The organism is Mesorhizobium ciceri biovar biserrulae WSM1271 (genome assembly GCF_000185905.1).
GTDB lineage: Bacteria > Pseudomonadota > Alphaproteobacteria > Rhizobiales > Rhizobiaceae > Mesorhizobium > Mesorhizobium ciceri.
This window is the reverse complement of sequence record NC_014923.1, coordinates 6,179,688-6,199,768: the sequence shown is the minus strand read 5'-3', so window position 1 is coordinate 6,199,768 and position 20,081 is coordinate 6,179,688. Positions and strand designations below refer to the sequence as shown.

Here is a 20,081-nt window from a genome sequence, read left to right as displayed (position 1 = left end):
GCCTCCTACCTGGCCTTCAGCGCCTGCGCGATGTCCTCGAGCAGATCGTCGGTATCCTCCAGGCCAACCGACAGCCTGAGCGTGCCCGGCCCGATGCCGAGCTCGGCGCGCGCCTCGTCGCTGAGATTCTTGTGCGTCGTCGTCGCCGGGTGGGTGATCAGGCTCTTGGCGTCACCGAGATTGTTGGAGATCAGGACGATGTCGAGCGCGTTCTGCAAGGCGAAGGCCGCCTGCTTGCCGCCCTTGACGTCCAGGCAGATCAGCGTCGAGCCGCCCGACATCTGCTTCTTGACGATGTCGGCCTGCGGATGGTCGGCGCGGCCGGGATAGATGACGCGCGCGATTTCCGGCCGTTCGGCCAGAAAATCCGCGATCCGGCCGGCACTTTCCGTCTGCTGGCGTACGCGCAGCGGCAGCGTTTCCAGGCCCTTCAGCAGCGTCCAGGCGTTGAAAGGCGAAAGGCTTGGGCCGGTATGGCGGAAATAATCGTGCAGGTTCTCGTCGATCCACTTCTTGTCCGACAGGATGACGCCGCCGAGGCAGCGCCCCTGGCCGTCTATGTGCTTGGTCGCCGAATAGACGACGATATGGGCGCCGAGCTGCAAGGGCTTCTGCTGCAGGGGCGTGGCGAAGACATTGTCGACGATCAGCCTGGCGCCGATCGAATTGGCAAGCGAAGCGACAGCGGCGATATCGACCACTTCCAGCGTCGGATTGGTCGGGCTTTCCAGGAAGAACAGCTTGGTGTTCGGCTTGACCGCCTTTTCCCAGTTGGCGATGTCGGTGCCGTCGACCAGCGTCGCCTCGATGCCGTATCTCGGCGCCAGCGTCTCGACCACCCAGCGGCAGGAGCCGAACAGCGCGCGTGCCGCCACGATATGGTCGCCGGCCTTGGCGCTGCACAGAAGGGCGGCCGTTACCCCCGCCATGCCCGACGCGGTGGCGCGCGCGTCTTCCGCACCTTCCAGCGCGCACATGCGCTTCTCGAACATGTCGACGGTCGGATTGGCGTAGCGCGAATAGATGAAACCCGGCTCTTCGCCCTTGAAACGGGCTTCGGCGGCTTGCGCCGTTTCGTAGACATAGCCTTGGGTGAGATAGATCGCTTCTGACGTTTCGCCGAAACCGGAACGCAGCGTTCCGCTGTGCACGAGTGCCGTCTGAGGCTTCCAGTTGCGCTTCTTGGTGCTCATCGCTTTTCTTCCAGACACAAAAAAACCGGCCGCGAAAGTCGCAACCGGTCCATACGGCCTTGCGGCCCGACGGTCCTTTAGCGACTTGTTTAACGTGGCTGCAAGCCGACCGGCCAAATCACCACGGGATAACGACCCTTTAGACCCGCACCGCGCTTGCGTCAATTGCCGGCTTCATTAAGAGGTTTGTACCAAGCAGGAGTGGAGCCTTGCGGCAGACAGGCATTCTTCCCGACCAGGACATATCGGCGCTGTTCCAGTCCGGCGCGCTGAAGTCGGCGCGTGCGCTCGACACCGACCAGATCCAGCCGGCCAGCCTCGATCTCAGGCTCGGCGACAAGGCCTGGCGGGTGCGCGCCTCCTTCCTGCCCGGCCCCAATCACAAGGTCTCGGAAAAGCTCGACCGGCTGCAGCTGCACGAGATCAATCTGGCCGAGGGCGCGGTGCTGGAGACCGGCTGCGTCTACATCGTGCCCCTGCTTGAAAGCCTGGCGCTGCCGGCGGACATTTCAGCCTCGGCCAATCCGAAGAGTTCGACCGGACGGCTCGACATCTTCACCCGCGTCATGACCGATCGCGGCCACGAGTTCGACAAGATCGCCGCCGGCTATCATGGCCCGCTCTTTCTGGAAGTCAGCCCGCGCACCTTCCCGATCGTCGTCCGCACCGGGTCGCGCCTGTCGCAGATCCGTTTCCGCACCGGCAATGCGCTGCTCTCCGAAGCCGAGTTGCACGACCTGCATCGCACGCAGATGCTGGTCGCCACCGAGCCGCCGAACATTTCCGGCGGCGGCATCGCGCTGTCGATCGACCTCAACGGCGATCAAAGCGGCTTGGTCGGCTATCGCGGCAAGCATCACACCGGCCTCGTCGATGTCGACAAGCGCGCGGCCCAGGAAGTCGTCGACTTCTGGGAACCGATCCACAAGAGCGGCGCCGGCGAACTGGTGCTCGACCCCGATGAATTCTACATCCTCGTCAGCCAGGAGGCGGTGCATGTGCCGCCGCTCTACGCCGCCGAGATGACGCCCTTCGATCCGCTGGTCGGCGAATTCCGCGTTCATTATGCCGGCTTCTTCGATCCGGGCTTCGGCCATTCCGCATCCGGCGGCACCGGCAGCCGGGCGGTGCTGGAAGTGCGCAGCCATGAAGTGCCGTTCATCCTCGACCACGGCCAGATCGTCGGCCGGCTGGTCTACGAGCATATGCTGAAGCGGCCGCAGGCACTCTACGGTACCGATCTCGGCTCCAACTACCAGGCGCAGGGCCTGAAGCTGTCCAAGCATTTCCGCGCCGCGCGCTGACCCTCATTGCCCCAAGGCAAAATACTTGCCTGTGCCGGCTCGCCATGCTTGGCTGCCTTGCCGCCCGTCAAGCTGGCGGCGTTCAAGGGGAACCAAGAAAATGCGATTTTCGAAATGGGTCATATCGGCGACGGGCGCTGCCATGCTGGCAACACTGGCCGGCTCTCTGTCGGTGCAGGCGGCGGAGAAAATCAAGATCGGCACCGAGGGCGCCTATCCGCCGTTCAACACCATTACCGCCGACGGCAAGGTCGAAGGCTTCGACATCGACATCGCCAATGCGCTGTGCGCGCAGATGAAGGTCGAATGCGAGATCGTTACCCAGGACTGGGACGGCATCATTCCCGCTTTGCAGGCCAAGAAATTCGACGCCATCATCGCCTCGATGAGCATCACCGAGGAGCGCAAGAAGCAGGTCGCCTTCACCAACAAATATTATACGACACCGCTGGCTCTGGTGGCGCCGAAAGACACCGATCTCACCTCGACCGAACCGGCGGCCCTTGCCGGCAAGACGGTCGGTGCCCAGGCTTCGACCACGCAAGCCGACTATGCCCAGAATGAATATGGCAAGGCGGGCGCGGAGGCCAAACTCTATCCCACCCAGGAAGAGGCGATCACCGACCTGACCAACGGTCGTCTTGACGCCGTGATCTCGGACAAGTTCGTGCTGATGGACTGGCTGAAGAAGGCAAGCGACGGCTGCTGCAAGCTGGTCGGCGACGTCAAGGGTACCGAGACCCAGGCCGGCATCGCCGTGCGCCTGGACGACACGGCCCTGCGCGACAAGCTCAACGCGGCCATCGACGCGATCGTTGCCGACGGCACCTACAAGAAGATCCAGGCCAAGTATTTCGACTTCGATATTTATTGAGGCAGAGGCGCCTTTTTCCTTCTCCCCTTGTGGGAGAAGGTGTCGCCGGAGGCGACGGATGAGGGGTGTTCCAGGGAACGCCAACGTTTCACTCCGCTGGAACACCCCTCATCCGTCTCGGCGCTAACGCGCCGATCCACCTCCCACTTGGGGAGAAGGAAAAGGCGCGCTCTCAAAGCGCCTTCACAGCCACCTTCACCGGCTGCTCGATCTCGAGCGGGTTGCGCAGCGGCAGGCCGAAATCCCCGGCCTCGATCTCGAAGACATCGCCGGCCTCGGTCGTGATGCCGTCGGCGAAGGACAGCGTCGCCGTGCCGAACATGTGCACATGCACGTCACCCGGCTGGCGAAAAGCCGCGTATTTGAAATGATGATGTTCGAGATTGGCGATGGTGTGCGACATGTTCGCTTCGCCGGACAGGAACGGCTTTTCCCACAGCACCTCGCTGTCGCGCACGATGCGCGAGGTGCCGCGGATGTCGGACGGCAGGTCGCCGATCAGGATCTCCGGCCCGAACGAGGCGTTGCGCAGCTTGGAATGCGCGAGGAACAGATAGTTCACGCGCTCGGTGACGTGGTCGGAAAACTCGTTCGACAGCGTGAAGCCGACGCGGAAAGGTGCGCCGTCGTCGCCGATGACATAGATGCCGGCGACTTCGGGCTCTTCGCCGGCGTCCTTGGCAAAGGCCGGTGACAGGAGTGCGGCGCCTGGTGCCACCGCCATCGTGCCGTTGCCTTTGTAGAACCATTCCGGCTGCACGCCGATCTGGCCTTTCGCCGGCTTGCCGCCCTCCAGTCCCATGCGGAACATCTTCATGGAATCGGTGAGCTGCTCCTCGCCGTCGGCGCTCAGCTTCTTGTGCATGGAATCGCGCGTCGCGGCGGAGCCGAGATGCGTCAGCCCGGTGCCGGTCAGGTGCAGATGCGCCGGATCGGGGTGATTGATCGGCGACAGCAGCCGCCCCTTCTTGTAAGCGGCCTCGAGATCGACCGTCTCGCCAAGCCCCTTGCGTTCGATCAGCGCGACGAGGCCGACGCCGGTCCGGGCGGCCTCCATCGCCAGCGAATAGACGCTGCGGGCGCCATTGATGATCCGGGTCTTGCCGCCATTGCGGGCGACGACGCGGATGGTCTCGGCGTCGTCAAGGATCTGGGAGATCAGCATGATGAATCCTCTCTCATTTGCCTTGGCAGGGCTGCCAAAACGGCAAACCTTGCTCAGCGCGGCCGGGACCTCGTCCATGCCACGGTTTAAATTCTCAGTTCGGATTGCGCTCGCGGGCCTGGTCCCTCAGGGACTTCTGTTACCGGCGGGTTGCCGGCAGCGTCGCGATCGTATGCCTCCTGCTTTCCTCGACCAGAGCAGTTCACCGTTTCACGGAAACGGCGAACCGCTCTAACTCTCATTGTCTTGGCGCAATTCCGGGCGGAAAACCGTTTCACACTTTTCCTGGAATTGCTCTTAAGTCCGTTCAAGCCTTGTTCTTGTTGTAGACGTCGAAGATCACGGCGCCGAGCAGCACCAGGCCTTTGACCACCTGCTGCCAGTCGACATTGACGCCCATGATCGACATGCCGTTGTTCATCACGCCCATGATGAAGCCGCCGACCACCGCGCCGATGACCTGACCGACGCCGCCCATCGCCGAGGCGCCGCCGATGAAGACGGCGGCGATGACGTCGAGCTCGCTGCCGAGGCCCGCGGCCGGCACCGCCTGTCCCAGTCGCGCCGCGATGATCAGGCCGCCGAGCGCCGACAGCACGCCCATATTGATGAACACCATCAGCGTCAGCCGCTCGGTGTTGATGCCCGACAGCTGCGCGGCCTTGGCATTGCCGCCCATGGCGTAGATACGGCGGCCGATGGTCATGCGCTTGGTGACGAAGACGAACAGCGAGATCAGCACGCCCATGACGAGCAGCACGACCGGCAGGCCTCTGTAGCTGGCGAACTCATAGACCAGGAACAGCGCCAGGGCGCTGGCGACCAGCGTCTTGACGACGAACAGGGCAAAGGGCTCGGCCTCATAGCCATGGCGTTCGCGCTTGCGACGCGTCCTCACCCCGAAATAGGCATAGGCCAGCACGGCGATCAGGCCCAGCACGATCGTCGTCATGTGCAGCGTCAGCCCGCTGCCCATGATGGTCTTGCCGGCCGCGTTCACCGTCGGCGGGATCAGCGTCAGCGGGCCGATGACATCCGGGATGAAGCCCGAGCTGAGCATTTTGAAGTCGTCGGGAAGCGGACCGACCGAGGATCCGCCGCCCAGCAGCGCCTGGCAGATGCCGCGGAAGATCAGCATGCCGGCCAGTGTCACGATGAAGCTCGGTATTCTGTGATAGGCGATCCAGTAGCCTTGCGCCGCCCCGATCAGGCCGCCCACGACGAGGCAGATGATCGAAACCACCAGCGGATTGCTGAGCGGTCCAAGTTGCCAGATGACCATCATGTTTGCCGCCAGCGCGCCGATGAAACCGGCGACCGATCCGACGCTGAGGTCGATATAGCCGGAAACGATCACCAGCAGCATGCCCAGCGCCATCACGATGATGAACGAGTTCTGCTGCACCAGGTTGCTCAGGTTCACCGGCTTGAACAGCGTTCCCGACGTGGTGAACTGGAAGAACAGCATGATGACGATCAGCGCGATGATCAGGCCGTATTCGCGCAGGTTCGTCGCCAGCGCCGAGACGGCGATGCGTGGGCGCTGCTCTTCGGCGACATTGCCGTGCGGGGCGGGGGCGCTTTCGGTGCTCATGCTGCTTTTCCTTCTCCACGAACGATGGCGCGCATTATTTTTTCCTGGCTTGCTTCCGCGGCGGGCATTTCGCCCACGATGCGCCCTTCGTTCATGACGTAGATGCGGTCGGTGATGCCGAGCAATTCCGGCATTTCCGACGAGATGACCACGATCGCCTTACCCTCCGAGGCAAGGCGCGCGATGATCGTGTAGATTTCGTACTTGGCGCCGACATCGATGCCGCGTGTCGGCTCGTCGAGGATCAGCACGTCCGGGTCGGCGAACAGCCATTTCGACAGCACCACCTTCTGCTGGTTGCCGCCGGAAAGATTGCCGGTCAACTGATAGACGCTGGAAGCGCGGATATTGGTCTTCTTGCGATAGTCGTTGGCAACGGCGAGCTCGCGCATGTCGTCGATCACGCTGTGGCGGGCCACGCCGCCGAGATTGGCCAGCGTGATGTTGTGCTTGATATGGTCGATGAGGTTGAGCCCGTAGGTCTTGCGATCCTCGGTGACGTAGGCGATGCCGTGTTGGACCGCCTTGCTTACCGAGGACACATCGATCGGCTTGCCCTTGAGCAGCACCTCGCCTGTGATGCGGCGGCCGTAGGAGCGGCCGAACAGGCTCATGGCGAATTCGGTGCGGCCGGCGCCCATCAGCCCGGCAATGCCCACCACTTCGCCCTTGCGCACATTGATGTCGATACCCTTGATCACCTGCCGCTCGGCATGGAGCGGGTGATAGACCGACCAGTTCTTCACCTCGAACACGATCTCGCCGATATCAGGCTCGCGCGGCGGATAGCGGTCGTCGAGGGAACGGCCGACCATCGAGGTGATGATGCGGTCTTCGGAGATGTCCTTCTTGGCCAGCGTCTCGATGGTGCGCCCGTCACGGATCACCGTCACCTTGTCGGCGACCCGGTTGATCTCGTTGAGCTTGTGCGAGATCAGGATCGAGGTCATGCCTTGCCGCTTGAATTCGAGCAGCAGGTCAAGCAGCGCCTGGCTGTCCTTTTCGCTGAGCGATGCCGTCGGCTCGTCGAGGATCAGGAGCTTGACCTCCTTGCTCAGCGCCTTGGCGATCTCGACCAGCTGCTGCTTGCCGACGCCGATATTGGTGATCAGCGTCTTGGGGTCCTCCTTGAGGCCCACCTTCTTCAACAGCGCACTGGTGCGCTCCTCGTTGGCGTCCCAGTCGATGACGCCGAATTTCGCGTGCTCGTTGCCGAGGAAGATGTTTTCGGCGATCGACAGCATCGGCACCAGCGCTAGCTCCTGGTGGATGATGACGATACCCTTGTGTTCGCTGTCCTGGATGCCCTTGAACTGGCATTCCTGGCCTTGGAAGATGATCTGGCCGTCATAGGTGCCGGAGGGATAGACGCCCGACAGCACCTTCATCAGCGTCGACTTGCCGGCGCCGTTTTCGCCGACCACGGCGTGGATCTCGCCTTCCTCGACGCTGAGATTGACGTTCGACAGCGCCTTCACGCCGGGAAACGTCTTGGTGATGTCGCGCATCTCCAAAATCGTCGGGGCCATGGGGACTACCGCTCCTTGAGAGCTCGGCAAACATTGCCGGCGAGGTCGGTGACAATACCGGGCTCGCTGGTGAACGAAAAGGGGCCCTGCGTTGCGCAGGACCCCCTGACTTTGTAACCGGGATTACTTCAGTTCGTCGGCCTTGATGTAGCCGGAGTCGACGACCAGCGCCTGGTAGTTCGACTTGTCGACTTCATGCGGCGTCAACAGGATCGAGGGAACGACCTTGACATCGTTGTTGTAGGTCTTTTCATCGAGGCCGTCCGGCTTGCCGCCCGAGAGCACCTTGTCGACGAGCTCGACGGTGGCCTTGGCCAGTTCGCGGGTGTCCTTGAACACGGTCGAGTACTGCTCGCCCGAGATGATCAGCTTGACCGAAGCGGTCTCGGCGTCCTGACCGGTCACGATTGGCCAAGGCTGAGCCTCGGTGCCGTAGCCGACGGCGCGCAGCGAGGCGGTGATGCCGCGCGACAGGCCGTCATAGGGCGACAGAACGCCATCGACGCGGCTGCCGTCCGAATAGTTGGCCGACAGCAGATTGTCCATGCGCGCCTGGGCGGTGGCGGCGAGCCAACGCAGCGTGCCGACCTTGTCCATGCCGGTCTGGCCGGACTTGATCTTGATCGAGCCGTCGTCGATCAGCGGCTGCAGGACGGAGATGGCGCCATTGTAGAAGAAGAAGGCGTTGTTGTCGTCGGGCGAGCCGCCGAACAGTTCGACGTTCCACGGCTTGGTGTTCGGGAAGCGTTCCTTGAGGCCCTTGACCAGCGAATTCGCCTGGATCACGCCAACGCCGAAATTGTCGAAGGTGGTGTAGTAGTCGACATTGCCGGTCTTCTTGATCAGGCGGTCATAGGCGACGACGACGACGCCCGCGTCAGCGGCCTTCTGCAGAGCATCCGACAGGGTGGTGCCGTCGATCGAAGCGATGATCAGCGCCTTCGGGCCTTTGGTGATTTCGTTTTCCAGCTGGCTGAGCTGGTTGGGGATGTCGTCCTGCGCGTATTGCAGGTCGACGGTGTAGCCGAGAGCCTCGAGCTGGGACTTGACGGCATCGCCGTCATTGATCCAGCGCTGCGAGGTCTTGGTCGGCATCAGCACGCCGACGAGACCCTTGTCGGCTGCGTGCGCCGAGTAGGTCATGGCAGCGATGCCAAGGGCCGCGACGGCGGCCAGTGTCTTGATGATTTTCACTTTAACTCTCCCTGTTTGATGGACGCGGCACCCCGGGGGTCGCGGGCCGCGCAATCGTGCAGAAGCGCCAAGGCACCGCTGCCGTCATATCGATCTCCGGTATCCTCCCATGGCCCCGAGACGCTGATTCAATCGATACGATTTTTCTCGTCGGCGACCGTCACGTCTTGGAACGCGCGGAGGGTGTGGGTCTTTGCCATAACTGTCAAATGCGATCTTTGATGGTTGCTATATCATGGTTGGTATATGTATTGCGACGTGACGGGCTGACCCCGATGTCGGTCGTACACGAGCAGAAGGCAGGGAAAGCGATGGCGCGGCCAGCGAATCCGACAACAGCTTCAGATGGTTACAGAGAAGCACCGGGCGATGGCGAAACCCTGCTGCGCAGCGGTCTCAGTCTGCGTCATATGCGCATGATCGTCGCGCTCGACGACCATGGCCGGGTCAGCGCGGCAGCCCAGGTTCTGAACATTTCGCAGCCGGCGGCCTCGCGCATGATCGCGGAGATGGAGGCGGTGCTGGAGGTCAGGCTGTGCGAGAGGCTGCCGCGCGGCATCACCTTGACGCCATACGGCAAGGCTTTGGCCAGGCGCGCGCGCTCGATCCTGCTGGAGATGCGCGAGGTCGACCGCGAGATTTCCGAGCTCAAGGCGGGCAAGGGTGGTTCGGTTTTCCTGGGTGCCGTGACCGCGCCGGCAATCGAGCTGGCGGTGCCGGCAATTCGTGAAATCCGCCGCATCTATCCGCGCATCGAGATCACCATGCAGGTCGAGACCTCCAATGTGCTGGCACGCGAGCTGATCGCCACGCGCCATGACTTCATCATCGCGCGCATCCCGGACGATCTCAATCCGCGGCTGTTCGAGTCGCGCGTCATCGGCGTCGAGAAAGCCTGCCTGATCGTGCGCCGTGGCCACCCGCTCACCAGGGGCAGCGTGGTGCGGCTGGAAGACACCGCCGCCTATGACTGGGTCTTCCAGTCGGGCGGCTCGCCCTTGCGCCAGGCGATGGAGAGCAACTTCCTCAACCGCAACATCGCTTTGCCGGACCGTATCCTGAACACCAGTTCGCTGCTCCTGACCCTGGTCATGGTCGCGCAATCCGATGCCATCGCACCGGTCTCTGTCCAGGTGGCGAAATTCATCCAGAACCCTGACGGGCTGGCCGGCGCCATCGACGTCGTCCAGACCGAATTCGACATCGAGGTCAGGCCCTACAGCCTGATCACGGTGAGGAATCGCGCGCTGTCGCCGGCCGCCAAGATGCTGCACGACTTCATTCTGAGGGAAGTGGGATGATGGCTGGCTCAGGTAAGCTTCTCCGGCGAAAGCGCCGCCAGGCCGAGGCAAGCGAAAGCGCACTGGGAACATTATTTCCCGCCGATGCGTTCATGATCTTGCAAGGGACGATTTCTTCTGGAGGCTGAACATGCGCAGCTTCGAAATCATCGACCTGCTTTGCGTGATCGAGGCCTGCAAGCACGATCGATCGGTCGGCAATTTCGTGTCCATGGCTGAAGGCGTGGAAGAATTGCGGGTGTTGACCGGCGATTTCGTTTCATCGGATGACGCGGCGGCAAACGCCCTCGCAGCAGTGGCGCTGGCGAGAGGCTGCTCGGTTGTGTTCGACGAACAGGCAGGCGCTGAAATGGTTCTGACGCCATAGGCTGGAGCGGGTAGCGGGAATCGAACCCGCGCGTTCAGCTTGGGAAGCTGACAAGCTACCATTACATCATACCCGCGTTTGCCCTCGTTACCATGAGGGTTGGCCTTCGGGCAATCGCAAAGCGGTCCGTTTCGGCACGACGCCGTCGTGCTGCAGATCAGGGCACGCCCGCGGCCGTGAATTGCCGGTTTGCGTTCGCGATCTTATCGCTGGTGGCGAAACTTGGCCAGTATTTCGAGATGGCCAGCGTCGCGCCGGCGGAAGAGAAGTGGCCATAGTCGAAGTAGAGAAATTCATTGGTCTTGGCGTCGGCGTATGAACAACCGGCCGAGTCGCACAGATACGTCAGCGGATCTATGAAATCGGCCCCTTTGGTGAACGGCAGAACCCGTGCGTTGATGCCCGGATCCATAGCCATAGGCCAGGATGTGGTTCCGGCATGCTCCCGCTTCGCCAAGAAAGCGATCTTCTGGACGTCGGCGATGAATTCCGGAGACTGGCCGACGGTATAGACCTTGACCCCCATCTCGCGAAGCCGGTCGATCGTCTTCTGCAGGCCGGCGAAGCCCCTGGCCTGGTAGTCGGTCCATCGGCCGCTCAGGATCACCGCCTGGATGTTTGCGTCGCGAATGATCGACAAGGCCCGTTCGTTGAAGCGGGTGCAGGCGGGCCGAGCATGGGAAAAATAGGTCAGGTCGGGCGGACAGCCGGCATAGGTGTATTGGATGACATTGGCCTGGATTTTCTGGGCGTTGGGCTCAAGTCCCGATACATAATGGGCAGCGAAAGAATCGCCCCACAGCAGCACATTGGTGGCAAAGCCCGTTGTACGGGTGCAGTCGGCGAGATTCCAGTCTTCGATGCGGGTCCCGTTTTCGTTGAAGCAGATGCCGTTGCGCCAGTCGCCGACCCGGATACGTTCGGTCGAGAAGTCCGGGAACCGTTGCGGGAAACCGTTGCCCAGTGCACCGGCCAAACCACCGGCGCACAGCAGCGCGATGGCCGTCGCCGAAAAGGCGAAGATAGGCAGCGGTGCGGTATAGGCTCGTTTCTGGCGGAAGGGCTGCTCGATATATTTCCAGGAGAATGCCGCCAGGGCGAAACTGGCCACCGTCATCGCGACAATCGTTGGCACACCGACGGTCTTCAGCGAGAGATAATGGACGAACGAGTTGATCGGCCAGTGGACGAGGTAAAGCGAATAGGAAATCAGGCCGACCCAGACCAGCGGCGCCAACCGAAGCACGCGAGTGGCGACAGGTGCCGGCCTGTCGGCGTTATCCTGGCCAGCATAGATCAGCAGTGCTGTTCCGATGCAGGGGAATAGGGCATTGTAGCCGGGAAACGGATCGCTGTCCGAAATCATCACAAAGCCAAACGCAATCAGGGCAAAGCCGGCGAGGCCGATCAGTTCCACCGCCAGCCGACCGGCTGGGACCGGAGGCTTCCGCAACATCAGCATGGCGCCCAGCGCCAGCTCCCATATGCGCGTCGGCAAGAGATAGAAGCCTGCCGTCGGTGCCAGCGAGGTTGCTATGACTGCCAGGGCAAAGCTGCCGACGGCCATCGGCAGAAGTACCGTCAGCCAGCGCTTCGAGACGTATCGGTGGATCAGATAAAGCAGGATCGGCGCGAAGATATAATACTGCTCTTCCACCGAAAGCGACCATGTGTGCAGGAGCGGCCGCAGTTCTGCGTCGATGGAGAAATAGTTCGTCGTTTTCCAGAAATAGATATTCGACCAGAAGGTCGAGGCGGCGATCACGCTAAGGCTGAATTCGTGGAGATCCGAAGGCAGAAGGATGAACCAGGCGGCAATGCTCGCGAGCAGGATGACGAAAGTCAGCGCCGGTAGGATGCGCCGGGCGCGGCGCCAGTAAAAGCGGCCGATCGAGAACTGGCCCCGCTCAAGATCATCGAGCAGGCTGCCGCTGATCAGATAGCCCGATATGACGAAGAAGATGTCGACACCGGTGAAGCCGCCAGGAATGGCGGACACGCCGAAATGGAAGAGCACGACGGGCAGCACCGCAACGGCCCGCAGGCCGTCGATGTCGCGCCGGTAGTTCATCCGGCCGGCTCGCGCGCGACCACCATGATCCGTGCGGCCGCACCCGACACGCTCATGCGGCGATGCCTTCGGTCGTGCTGAAAATCCCGGCTCGTCGGTCTCACAGGCTTACCCTCAGGCAGCAATTTTGCTGCGCTGCAACATGGGTGTCAAGGCATATATTGGCTGTCGCGAAATCCGCCAGGAACGCACAGGATCAGGCGCCGGGCAGATAGATTACCGCGTATTCGTCCGAGTAGGCCCGTTTCCAGCCCAACTGGTCGAAGAAGGGAATCCGGCTGTCGTCGGCCGACAGCAGCGCCCAATCTATTGCGTATTTCTTCAGGCGGGCTTCGAGGAGCGGCTTGCCGTCTCCGCGTCCGGTGTCGTTGTCGCTCTTTGTGAAGCCGCCCAGGAACAGCTGGTCCGTCCGTCCGTCGATATAGGTCTTGAACCCATGGAAAATCAGCGTGCCGCCGAAATTGTAGGAATTCAACACATTGCCGGACAGATGATGGCTTTGCGCGAAGGCCAGCGCCCCGCTGGCCGATGTCTTCGGGCTCGGCGCGACCTGATAGGCGCTGCCGAGCACGGCGATCCCGCCGATCAGCAGAACGGCTGCCGTGCCGCAGATGGCGTAGAACCGTCTGGCTAAGAATCTCTCCAGCCCGTCGCGCTTTTCGGCCAGCCATGCGGTGGCTGAAAGCGAGTGATATTGCTGTGCGACCTCGGCCGCCATCACCAGCGGAATCAGCAGGAAGAACAGATACATGAAGCGCACATGGGCGAGATAGACATGCAGGGTGAAGACGACGAACAACGCCTTGGCCCAGCCAATTCGCAACCGGGACACCAGAAGCCCGAAAAGCGCCAGCAGCATCGCCGCTTCCTGGACAGGACTGTCCGGCTGACTGAACGGTTTCCATTCCATGATCAGCGACACCGCCTCATTGCCGTAGGCCACGGCGAGCGTCGCGAGGATGGCCTGGACGCCGTAGGGGTGGATCAGGCTCACCAGCGGGCAAAGCAGGCCGAACGCGATCCACTTCGCCAGCAGGGACGGTTTCGACAGGCCCGTGCGCGCCAGCAGATCGAGACCGGCGAAAGCCGCGATGACGAAGCTCAAGGTGAAGGTGGCGTGCAGGTTCGCCCATAATACGACCAGCACAAGCAGCCACCAGGGCGGCGCCCGTTCTTCCCTTGCCGCACCGAAGAGGACCGCTGTCCAGATGACGATGATCGGGAAGGTGAAGACATGCGGACGCGCCGTGAAGATCGGGTTGATCAGGAACACCGCGGCGAACGCCAGTGTAATCGCCAGGATCGGCTTCAGCCATGCGCTGAGAAACCACCCCATCAGGAAAACCGTCAGTGAGATCGAGGCGATGATCGCGGTGACGACCCCGTTCCAGCCGCCCGCCCGGTAGGCAAGAGCCAGCAGGACCTGCCCCAGCCATTCCTTGGCAATCCAGGGCTGGCCGGCAAACGTGTAGGAATAGGGATCGACGGTCGGAAATGTCCGGTTAGTCAGGAAATCCAGACCGACCTTCACTTGCCACCAGCTGTCGGGATCCTGCAGGGTGGCGCCTGCCTGGGCACCCAACGCACCCGCCATCGCCAAGGCCGCGAGCAGGCAGAAGATCAGCCTGCTCCGCTCGTTGTATGTCGCGGCCGCCGCACTGGCCTGAGCGTCGTTCATGCTGCGCCGCCTCTAATCGGTTCCGGTGACAGTTGGGTGTTCAAGGTGTTGGATTGGCGGGCTGCCGCCGAGGCTTGTCGGCCACCCGAACTGTGCGGTCGGTGCTGTCGTCCCCACGCCCCACAAACACGAAGCGAGCCGAGCCAAGATAGAAAACAACCGAATAGACGCAGATTCCCGCGAGGTGGACCAGCGGGTTTTCGACGATGCCTGCTGAACGGGCGGCGATTACGACGGCCAGATTGATGCTGTAGGCGACCAGAAAGACACCCCCATAGCGCAGCGCGGTCCCGGGCTTGAAGCCATCGGCTCTGCTGAAGGTCCATTGGCGGTTGAGGAAGAAGCCGAGGACAAGGCCGGCGGCATAGCCCGTGGCGTTGGCAAGGATGTCGCCCAGACCCAGCGCAAGCCCGGCCAGAATGACCGCGTATCCCAGCGCCGTGTTCAACAGACCGACGGCGCCAAATCGCAGCATCCTCGGGAAGTCAAACGGCAGGCTTGACCACATGCGCAAAATATTGGGCTCCGACAGGTACCTTGGTGAGGAAGCGCTCGAACGGCCTCAGTCTCGCAAGCATCCGAGGAAAGAAAATCCGGTAGACGATCCTCGTATTGGCAAGGCCCGCCTCGGCCATGCGCCCGCGCATCTCGCGCGAATTTATCAAAACCGCGTTTTCGTCGAAGGCACAGTTCCTCACCGCGTGCGTGGTCAGCGGGTTCCAAGGATTGTGTTCGAAGACGAAGAAGCTGCCGCCATAGGCCAGCACCCTGCCGATCTCGGCGAACAGTCCGATCTGCAGGTTCTCGGGGATATGGTGGAAGACGCAGGCCGCGAAGGCCAGGTCGAAGCTGCCGTCGGCAAAGGGAATTGTCTTGCCGTCGAAATGCGTGAAGGCGGCCTGGCCGGGAAAGCGCTTGCTGGCGATGTCGAGCGATTCCCGCGAAGGATCGAGCAAGGTGATCTCCGCGTCGGGAAACGCGTTGCGCATATGGCCGAGCGAATTGCCGACGCCGGCGCCGAAATCCAGTATTCGTCGCGGTTTGACACCGGCCCGCCGCAGCGTCGCGGCGACGTCGTCGATCTTGTACCTGGCGAAGAAATCCGGGTTTTCGCCGCTCAGCCTTATGCTTGCGGCATGCTGCTCCTGATATTCCCGCGCAAACTGGTCGAATTCCGCCTCAACCACGCGCGGCTCTTTTCGCCATCTCCTGCAGGCGATGGACCGGCAATTCGCCGTCCTCCACTGCCTGGCTGCGCGAAACGATCTCGTTGACGAAGTAGAGCGGCCGCCGCTTTGTCTCCATGTACATGCGCCCGAGATACTCGCCGAAGATTCCGAGCACCATAAGCTGGACGCTGCCGAGGATCAGCACGATCGCGGCAAGGCTGGTCCAGCCGGGCAACACGTTTCCGACCGACCATTCGAGCAGCGTGTAGCCGAGCACGACCAGCCCCAGGAGCCCGAATGCCATTCCGAGCAGCGAGGCGAAGCGCAAGGGCACGATGGAGAAGCTGGTCATCGCGTCGATCGCCAGGAGAAGCATTTTCTTCAGCGGATAGTGGGTGGTGCCGGCAAAGCGGCGGTGCCGCTCATAGGGGAAAGCCACCTGTCTCAGCCCGATCCAGCTCACCATGCCGCGAATGAACCTGTAGCGTTCTGGCATCGCGTTCAGATGGTCGAGCGCGCGCCGGTTCATCAGCCGGAAATCACCGGTATTCGGGGCTATGTCGACGTCCACCATCCGGCGCAGCAAGCGATAGAACATGGACGCGGAGGCGAGCTTGAACCAGCTTTCGCCATCGCGCGTCAGCCTCTGGCCGTAAACCACATCGAAGCCTTCGTTCATCTTCGTTATCATCGCGCCGAGCAGTTCAGGCGGATCCTGCAGGTCGGCATCGAGAATGAGAATGCGCTGGCCGCGACAGAATTCGAGCCCGGCGCTCAACGCGATCTGGTGGCCGTAATTGCGGGCAAGGTCGATGGCGACGATATGGTCGTCCTTTTCGGCCAGCTGCAGAATGGCCTCGCGCGTACCGTCGGTCGCGCCATCGACGACAAGGACGATCTCGTAGGAAGGGCCTTGCCCAAGGCATGCGGCCGTTACCCGCCGATGCAGTTCGGCCACGCCATCCAGCTCGTTGTAGCATGGGATGACCACCGACAGCATGACGCCGCGTCGCGCGGTGTTTCTCTCCGTCTCCACCAAAGCCTTGCTCCCGCTATCCGATTGGGAATAGCGGCAATTGGTTAGAAAACAGATAAGCCAGCGGGATCGGCCGCAACCGTGGGCCGGCCATCATTTCTGCCGCACGCGGCCACCGCCCGAACCGGCAATTCCATGCGGATGCGGGCGCCTTGCCAGGAGCCGGCCAATATCCGGATGGAGCCTTCGTGCAGCAGTGCGATCTGCCGGGCAAGGTTCAATCCCAGGCCCGCGCCGCGCGATTGCGGCCGCAGTCGGTAGAAGGGCTCGAAAACGTTCTCGTGCTCATCGGCTGGAATGCCTGGGCCTTCGTCGCGGATTTCGACGCCGCCGTTTTCATCGATCGCTATGGTGATCGTGCCGGAACCGCCGCCATGATCGATGGCATTGCGCACGAGATTTGCCAGCGCCCGCTCGATCTGCAGCACGTTGATCTCGACATGGACCTTGTTGGCTGGCGGCTCGAAGGCAAGATCGTAGCCTGCTTCGATGGCGAGCGGGGCGAAGTCGGCGGCGACCCAGCCGACAAGATCGCAGAGGTCTATGATCTGGCGCTGGTCCGCCGGGCGGTCGAGCAGCTGGTGGTCGAGCAGCTGTTGCGCAAGATGCGACAGGCGCTCGATGTCATGCAGCAGGCGCGCGCTTTGCGGTTCCTGCTTCAGCAATTCGGCGCGCGTGCGCAGGATGGCGATCGGCGTGCGCAGTTCGTGCGCCGCGTCGGTGAGGAAGCGGTTGTGCCGGTCATAGCCCTGGGCGAGGCGCGCCAGCGTCTGGTTGAAGGCATGCACCAGCGGCGCGATCTCCTGCGGCACATTCTTGACCGGCAGTTGCATCGCACGGGTTCCGATGTCGATGCGCGCGGCCTGCTGGACGGTGTCGACGAGGCCGGCAAACGACCGGCGCACGACGGCTGGCGTCGTCACCAGGGTCGTGGCTCCCATGACGAGGACGATCGGCAGCAGCAGGATGACGATGATGGCCGCGAGAGCGGGAAGCGCCTTCTCCCAGTTCCTGCTGCCGTCCGGGTTCTTGGCGACGTCGATGGTGGCCGAAATGGTGACTTCGAGGCCGTCGGTCTCTTCCCGCGACGATCGCGTCGCGGCAATGATCTGAACCGTGCCAGCCTTGGTCGAAACCCTTTCGAGATAGGCCTCCGGCCTCAAATCATCTTCGGAAAATCCGACGGTGGCGTGATCGACCTGGCCCAGCAGATCGCCAAAATTCCTGGTGTAGACGTCGGGTATGTTGCCGAAGCGGATGCTCTGGCCGTTGTTGTCGCGGATGATGTACCAGACATTTGGGAAACCCTCACGAAACGAACGCAACCCATCGGTCTCATGGACGATCAATCTGCCGTTGCCGTCACGATCGACGGCATCCTTGAGGGTGGCGACGGCAGCCTCGTTGTCGACAAGAAGCCGTGGATCGGCGATCCACAGCGCGGCCGCGCACAGCACGATGAAGACAAGAAGCGTCGCCGCCTGCAGCAGGATCATCCGGCGCACCAGCACCCATTGCAGCGATCGCGCGCGCGGCTTCTTCACGAGGCGGCCCGCAAGAGATAACCGAGGTTGCGGATCGCCCTGATCTCGATGCCGGCAGCGACGTCGTCGAGCTTGCGACGCAGCCGCGAAATGTGCGCATCCAATGCATTGGAGCCGATCTCGTCGTCGAGAGCATAGACGGCTTCTTCCAGCGCCCCGCGCATGATCGTCCGCCCCGGCCTGCGGATGAGCGTTTCGAGCACCAGCCGCTCGCGCCGCGGCAGTTCCAGCGCCTGGTCCTCGACAAGCGCCTCGCGATGGCGGAAATCATAGGTGAGGCGGCCGACCATCACCTGATTGGCACGCGTGGTGAACGAACGCCGGTGCAAGGCATTGAGCCTGGCGACCAGTTCCACCGTGGCGAACGGTTTGACCATGTAGTCGTCGGCGCCGGCGTCGAGCCCCGCCACGCGATCGTCGAGCCCGCTGAGCGCCGTCAACGCGATCACCGGCACGTCCAGATGCAAGGCCCGCAGGCGCGGGATCAGGCTGAGGCCATCGCCATCCGGCAGACGGCGGTCCAGCACCACCGCGTCATGGTGGCCGAGCCGCGCCACGGCTTCGGCATCCGCCAGTGTCGCGGCATGGTCGACGATGATGTCCTGGCGCTCGAGCGCGGTCTTCAGCACCGAGGCCATTTCCGGCTCGTCCTCGATCAGCAGGATGCGCATGCGCACTCTCCGTCACAGGCAGCCGGCACGCTGTGGCAATTCATTCGCATTCCAGCTTCGGTTGACGAAAATTGGTGATGAACCATCTGCCGCCCGAGGCGCGGGCATAGAACGTATAGAAGCATTCCTGGCGCTCGATATAGCCAGGCGTTTCGGTTTCTTCGTAGACGGTTCCGTGTTTTGTGTGGCGAACTTCGCCGCTGGAGCTTCCGGAAACCGCATTGGTGGATATTTTCCGCCACTGATAGGCCCGCTCGCCCCGGCCGAGATCAACGACGGCGGTCGGCGGCCCGTAGTCCAGAATGACCGATTCGACCGGTTGCCCGATGTAGTTCTTCATGATGTCGGAGGCGCATCCCGTCAGCACCAGCACGATCGCGATGAAGAACGCCTTGGAGATCCACACCAGATGGTTTGCGCTGCGTTTGGACATATCCGATTCCCGTCATCAAGGTCATCCGCGGCACCGAATGCATGTCGCCCAAAAGTGGTCCCGGTTTTGGGACAACGACATGCACAAAACAAAACCTGAAGCGGGCCGCATGATCCGTTTCGATGCGACGCGCTTTAGGGTGTGAAGATTGCATCGGCATTACGCAGGACCTGGCACACAAATGCGGTCTGCCGACACGCGTCGATGACGGTGCGGATGGAGGCAAAGCAATCGCGCGGCCCCGTTGCATCCGGGCGCCGCGCAAGGTCGTTCGAGCAAAATACAAAACAGGTTCGACGGAACCCATGGCCTGCCCTAGAACCGGTAGTTGATGCCGGCCTTCAGTTCATGGCTGCCGATCGTCGCCTTGGATTTGCCCAGGGCGGACGTCGTTTCGACGCCTGGGGTGCGCACATAGTCATATTCGACCTTGGCCGAGAGGCCGCCGGCAAAACCCTGCTCGATGCCGCCGCCGACCAGATAGCCGAGTTTCCACCCGTCGATACCGTTCACCTTGTCGCCCTTGTCGAATTTGGTCATGGCGACGCCGCCGGTTCCAAACAGCAGCGTCTGGTCGAAGCTCAAGCCGGCCTTGGCCTTGGCGGCACCGCGCCATTTTTCCTTGATCTTGCCGCCCCGGACGTCGTGCTCGGCGCCGCCCAGATAGGAGCCCTCGATCTCGGCACCGAGAACCGCTGGACCCATCTGCTGGTTGTAGCCGGCCTGAAAGCCGCCGCTGAGACCATTCCTGCCGGCAAACGGGTTCGGCATCCCGGTGAACGCCGTGCCGCCATGCACGCCGACATAGGCGCCGCTCCACTGGAACGCGGGGGGATCATTGTAGGCGGGCGAAAGGTCGGCGGCCATCGCCGGCCCCAGGAGGCACATGGCAAGGGCACTTGCCGTCAGGATGATCTTTGCTTGAGAGAACACTGCATTACTCCAACACGCGCGCGCA

Annotated in this window: 18 protein-coding genes, 1 tRNA gene and 1 riboswitch; of the genes, 4 read left to right on the top strand and 15 right to left on the bottom strand. The window is 62.3% G+C overall.

Annotation, left to right across the window (positions count from 1 at the left end; all coding sequences use genetic code 11):
• Positions 1–5: 5 nt before the first annotated feature.
• The gene (locus tag MESCI_RS29860; RefSeq protein WP_013533638.1) at positions 6–1,193 is read right to left on the bottom strand and encodes an O-succinylhomoserine sulfhydrylase; all 1,188 of its coding nucleotides are present in this window, start codon (positions 1,191–1,193) and stop codon (positions 6–8) included.
• Positions 1,194–1,250: 57 nt separating this feature from the next.
• A riboswitch (SAM riboswitch) is annotated at positions 1,251–1,328 on the bottom strand.
• Positions 1,329–1,402: 74 nt separating this feature from the next.
• Here MESCI_RS29860 and MESCI_RS29855 point away from each other — a divergent pair.
• Together MESCI_RS29855 and MESCI_RS29850 are read left to right on the top strand one after the other, a co-directional pair.
• Positions 1,403–2,497 carry a 2'-deoxycytidine 5'-triphosphate deaminase gene (locus tag MESCI_RS29855; RefSeq protein WP_013533637.1) on the top strand — a complete coding sequence of 365 codons (1,095 nt, stop codon included), beginning with the start codon at positions 1,403–1,405 and terminating at the stop codon, positions 2,495–2,497.
• Between the two features lie 100 nt (positions 2,498–2,597).
• Positions 2,598–3,371 (top strand): ABC transporter substrate-binding protein, encoded by a 774-nt coding sequence (locus MESCI_RS29850; RefSeq protein ID WP_013533636.1) that lies wholly within the window; start codon positions 2,598–2,600, stop codon positions 3,369–3,371.
• A gap of 172 nt (positions 3,372–3,543) precedes the next feature.
• Here the strand turns inward: MESCI_RS29850 and araD1 are convergent, their stop codons facing one another.
• The 4 genes from araD1 to chvE form a co-directional block, all read right to left on the bottom strand.
• Positions 3,544–4,536 carry an AraD1 family protein gene (gene araD1 / locus MESCI_RS29845; RefSeq protein ID WP_013533635.1) on the bottom strand — a complete coding sequence of 331 codons (993 nt, stop codon included), beginning with the start codon at positions 4,534–4,536 and terminating at the stop codon, positions 3,544–3,546.
• Between the two features lie 307 nt (positions 4,537–4,843).
• On the bottom strand, positions 4,844–6,130 hold the full coding sequence (gene mmsB / locus MESCI_RS29840) for a multiple monosaccharide ABC transporter permease (protein WP_013533634.1): 1,287 nt from the start codon (positions 6,128–6,130) through the stop codon (positions 4,844–4,846).
• Positions 6,127–7,659: a multiple monosaccharide ABC transporter ATP-binding protein gene (gene mmsA / locus MESCI_RS29835; RefSeq protein WP_013533633.1), complete on the bottom strand. Its 1,533-nt coding sequence runs from the start codon at positions 7,657–7,659 to the stop codon at positions 6,127–6,129. Before mmsA ends, mmsB begins: the two co-directional genes overlap by 4 nt.
• 123 nt (positions 7,660–7,782) lie before the next feature.
• Positions 7,783–8,853, bottom strand: coding sequence for a multiple monosaccharide ABC transporter substrate-binding protein (chvE, locus tag MESCI_RS29830; RefSeq protein ID WP_013533632.1), 1,071 nt, complete (start codon positions 8,851–8,853; stop codon positions 7,783–7,785).
• A 311-nt stretch (positions 8,854–9,164) separates the two neighbouring features.
• On the opposite strand from chvE, the gene MESCI_RS29825 reads away from it, so the two are divergent.
• Complete coding sequence (locus tag MESCI_RS29825) at positions 9,165–10,154, top strand: LysR family transcriptional regulator (RefSeq protein ID WP_013533631.1); 990 nt, start codon at positions 9,165–9,167, stop codon at positions 10,152–10,154.
• 130 nt (positions 10,155–10,284) lie between these two features.
• Complete coding sequence (locus tag MESCI_RS29820) at positions 10,285–10,521, top strand: hypothetical protein (RefSeq protein ID WP_013533630.1); 237 nt, start codon at positions 10,285–10,287, stop codon at positions 10,519–10,521.
• Positions 10,522–10,523: 2 nt separating this feature from the next.
• Here MESCI_RS29820 and MESCI_RS29815 read toward each other — a convergent pair.
• The 10 genes from MESCI_RS29815 to MESCI_RS29770 form a co-directional block, all read right to left on the bottom strand.
• A tRNA-Gly gene (locus tag MESCI_RS29815) sits at positions 10,524–10,597 on the bottom strand.
• An 81-nt stretch (positions 10,598–10,678) separates the two neighbouring features.
• On the bottom strand, positions 10,679–12,592 hold the full coding sequence (locus tag MESCI_RS29810; protein ID WP_013533629.1) for an acyltransferase family protein: 1,914 nt from the start codon (positions 12,590–12,592) through the stop codon (positions 10,679–10,681).
• A 196-nt stretch (positions 12,593–12,788) separates the two neighbouring features.
• Positions 12,789–14,270, bottom strand: coding sequence for a hypothetical protein (locus MESCI_RS29805; RefSeq protein ID WP_013533628.1), 1,482 nt, complete (start codon positions 14,268–14,270; stop codon positions 12,789–12,791).
• 40 nt (positions 14,271–14,310) lie between these two features.
• A complete protein-coding gene (locus tag MESCI_RS29800) occupies positions 14,311–14,745 on the bottom strand; it encodes a GtrA family protein (protein ID WP_245458386.1) in 435 nt (144 codons plus the stop codon).
• 10 nt (positions 14,746–14,755) lie between these two features.
• Positions 14,756–15,457, bottom strand: a complete 702-nt coding sequence (locus MESCI_RS29795) for a class I SAM-dependent methyltransferase (protein WP_013533626.1) — start codon at positions 15,455–15,457, stop codon at positions 14,756–14,758.
• Positions 15,450–16,439, bottom strand: a complete 990-nt coding sequence (locus tag MESCI_RS29790) for a glycosyltransferase (RefSeq protein ID WP_174299097.1) — start codon at positions 16,437–16,439, stop codon at positions 15,450–15,452. Before MESCI_RS29790 ends, MESCI_RS29795 begins: the two co-directional genes overlap by 8 nt.
• An 80-nt stretch (positions 16,440–16,519) precedes the next feature.
• Positions 16,520–18,019, bottom strand: a complete 1,500-nt coding sequence (locus tag MESCI_RS29785; protein WP_013533624.1) for a sensor histidine kinase — start codon at positions 18,017–18,019, stop codon at positions 16,520–16,522.
• Positions 18,016–18,690, bottom strand: coding sequence for a response regulator (locus tag MESCI_RS29780; RefSeq protein ID WP_013533623.1), 675 nt, complete (start codon positions 18,688–18,690; stop codon positions 18,016–18,018). Before MESCI_RS29780 ends, MESCI_RS29785 begins: the two co-directional genes overlap by 4 nt.
• A gap of 40 nt (positions 18,691–18,730) precedes the next feature.
• Positions 18,731–19,123: a hypothetical protein gene (locus tag MESCI_RS29775; protein WP_013533622.1), complete on the bottom strand. Its 393-nt coding sequence runs from the start codon at positions 19,121–19,123 to the stop codon at positions 18,731–18,733.
• A gap of 315 nt (positions 19,124–19,438) precedes the next feature.
• Complete coding sequence (locus MESCI_RS29770; protein ID WP_013533621.1) at positions 19,439–20,056, bottom strand: outer membrane protein; 618 nt, start codon at positions 20,054–20,056, stop codon at positions 19,439–19,441.
• Positions 20,057–20,081 lie beyond the last annotated feature (25 nt).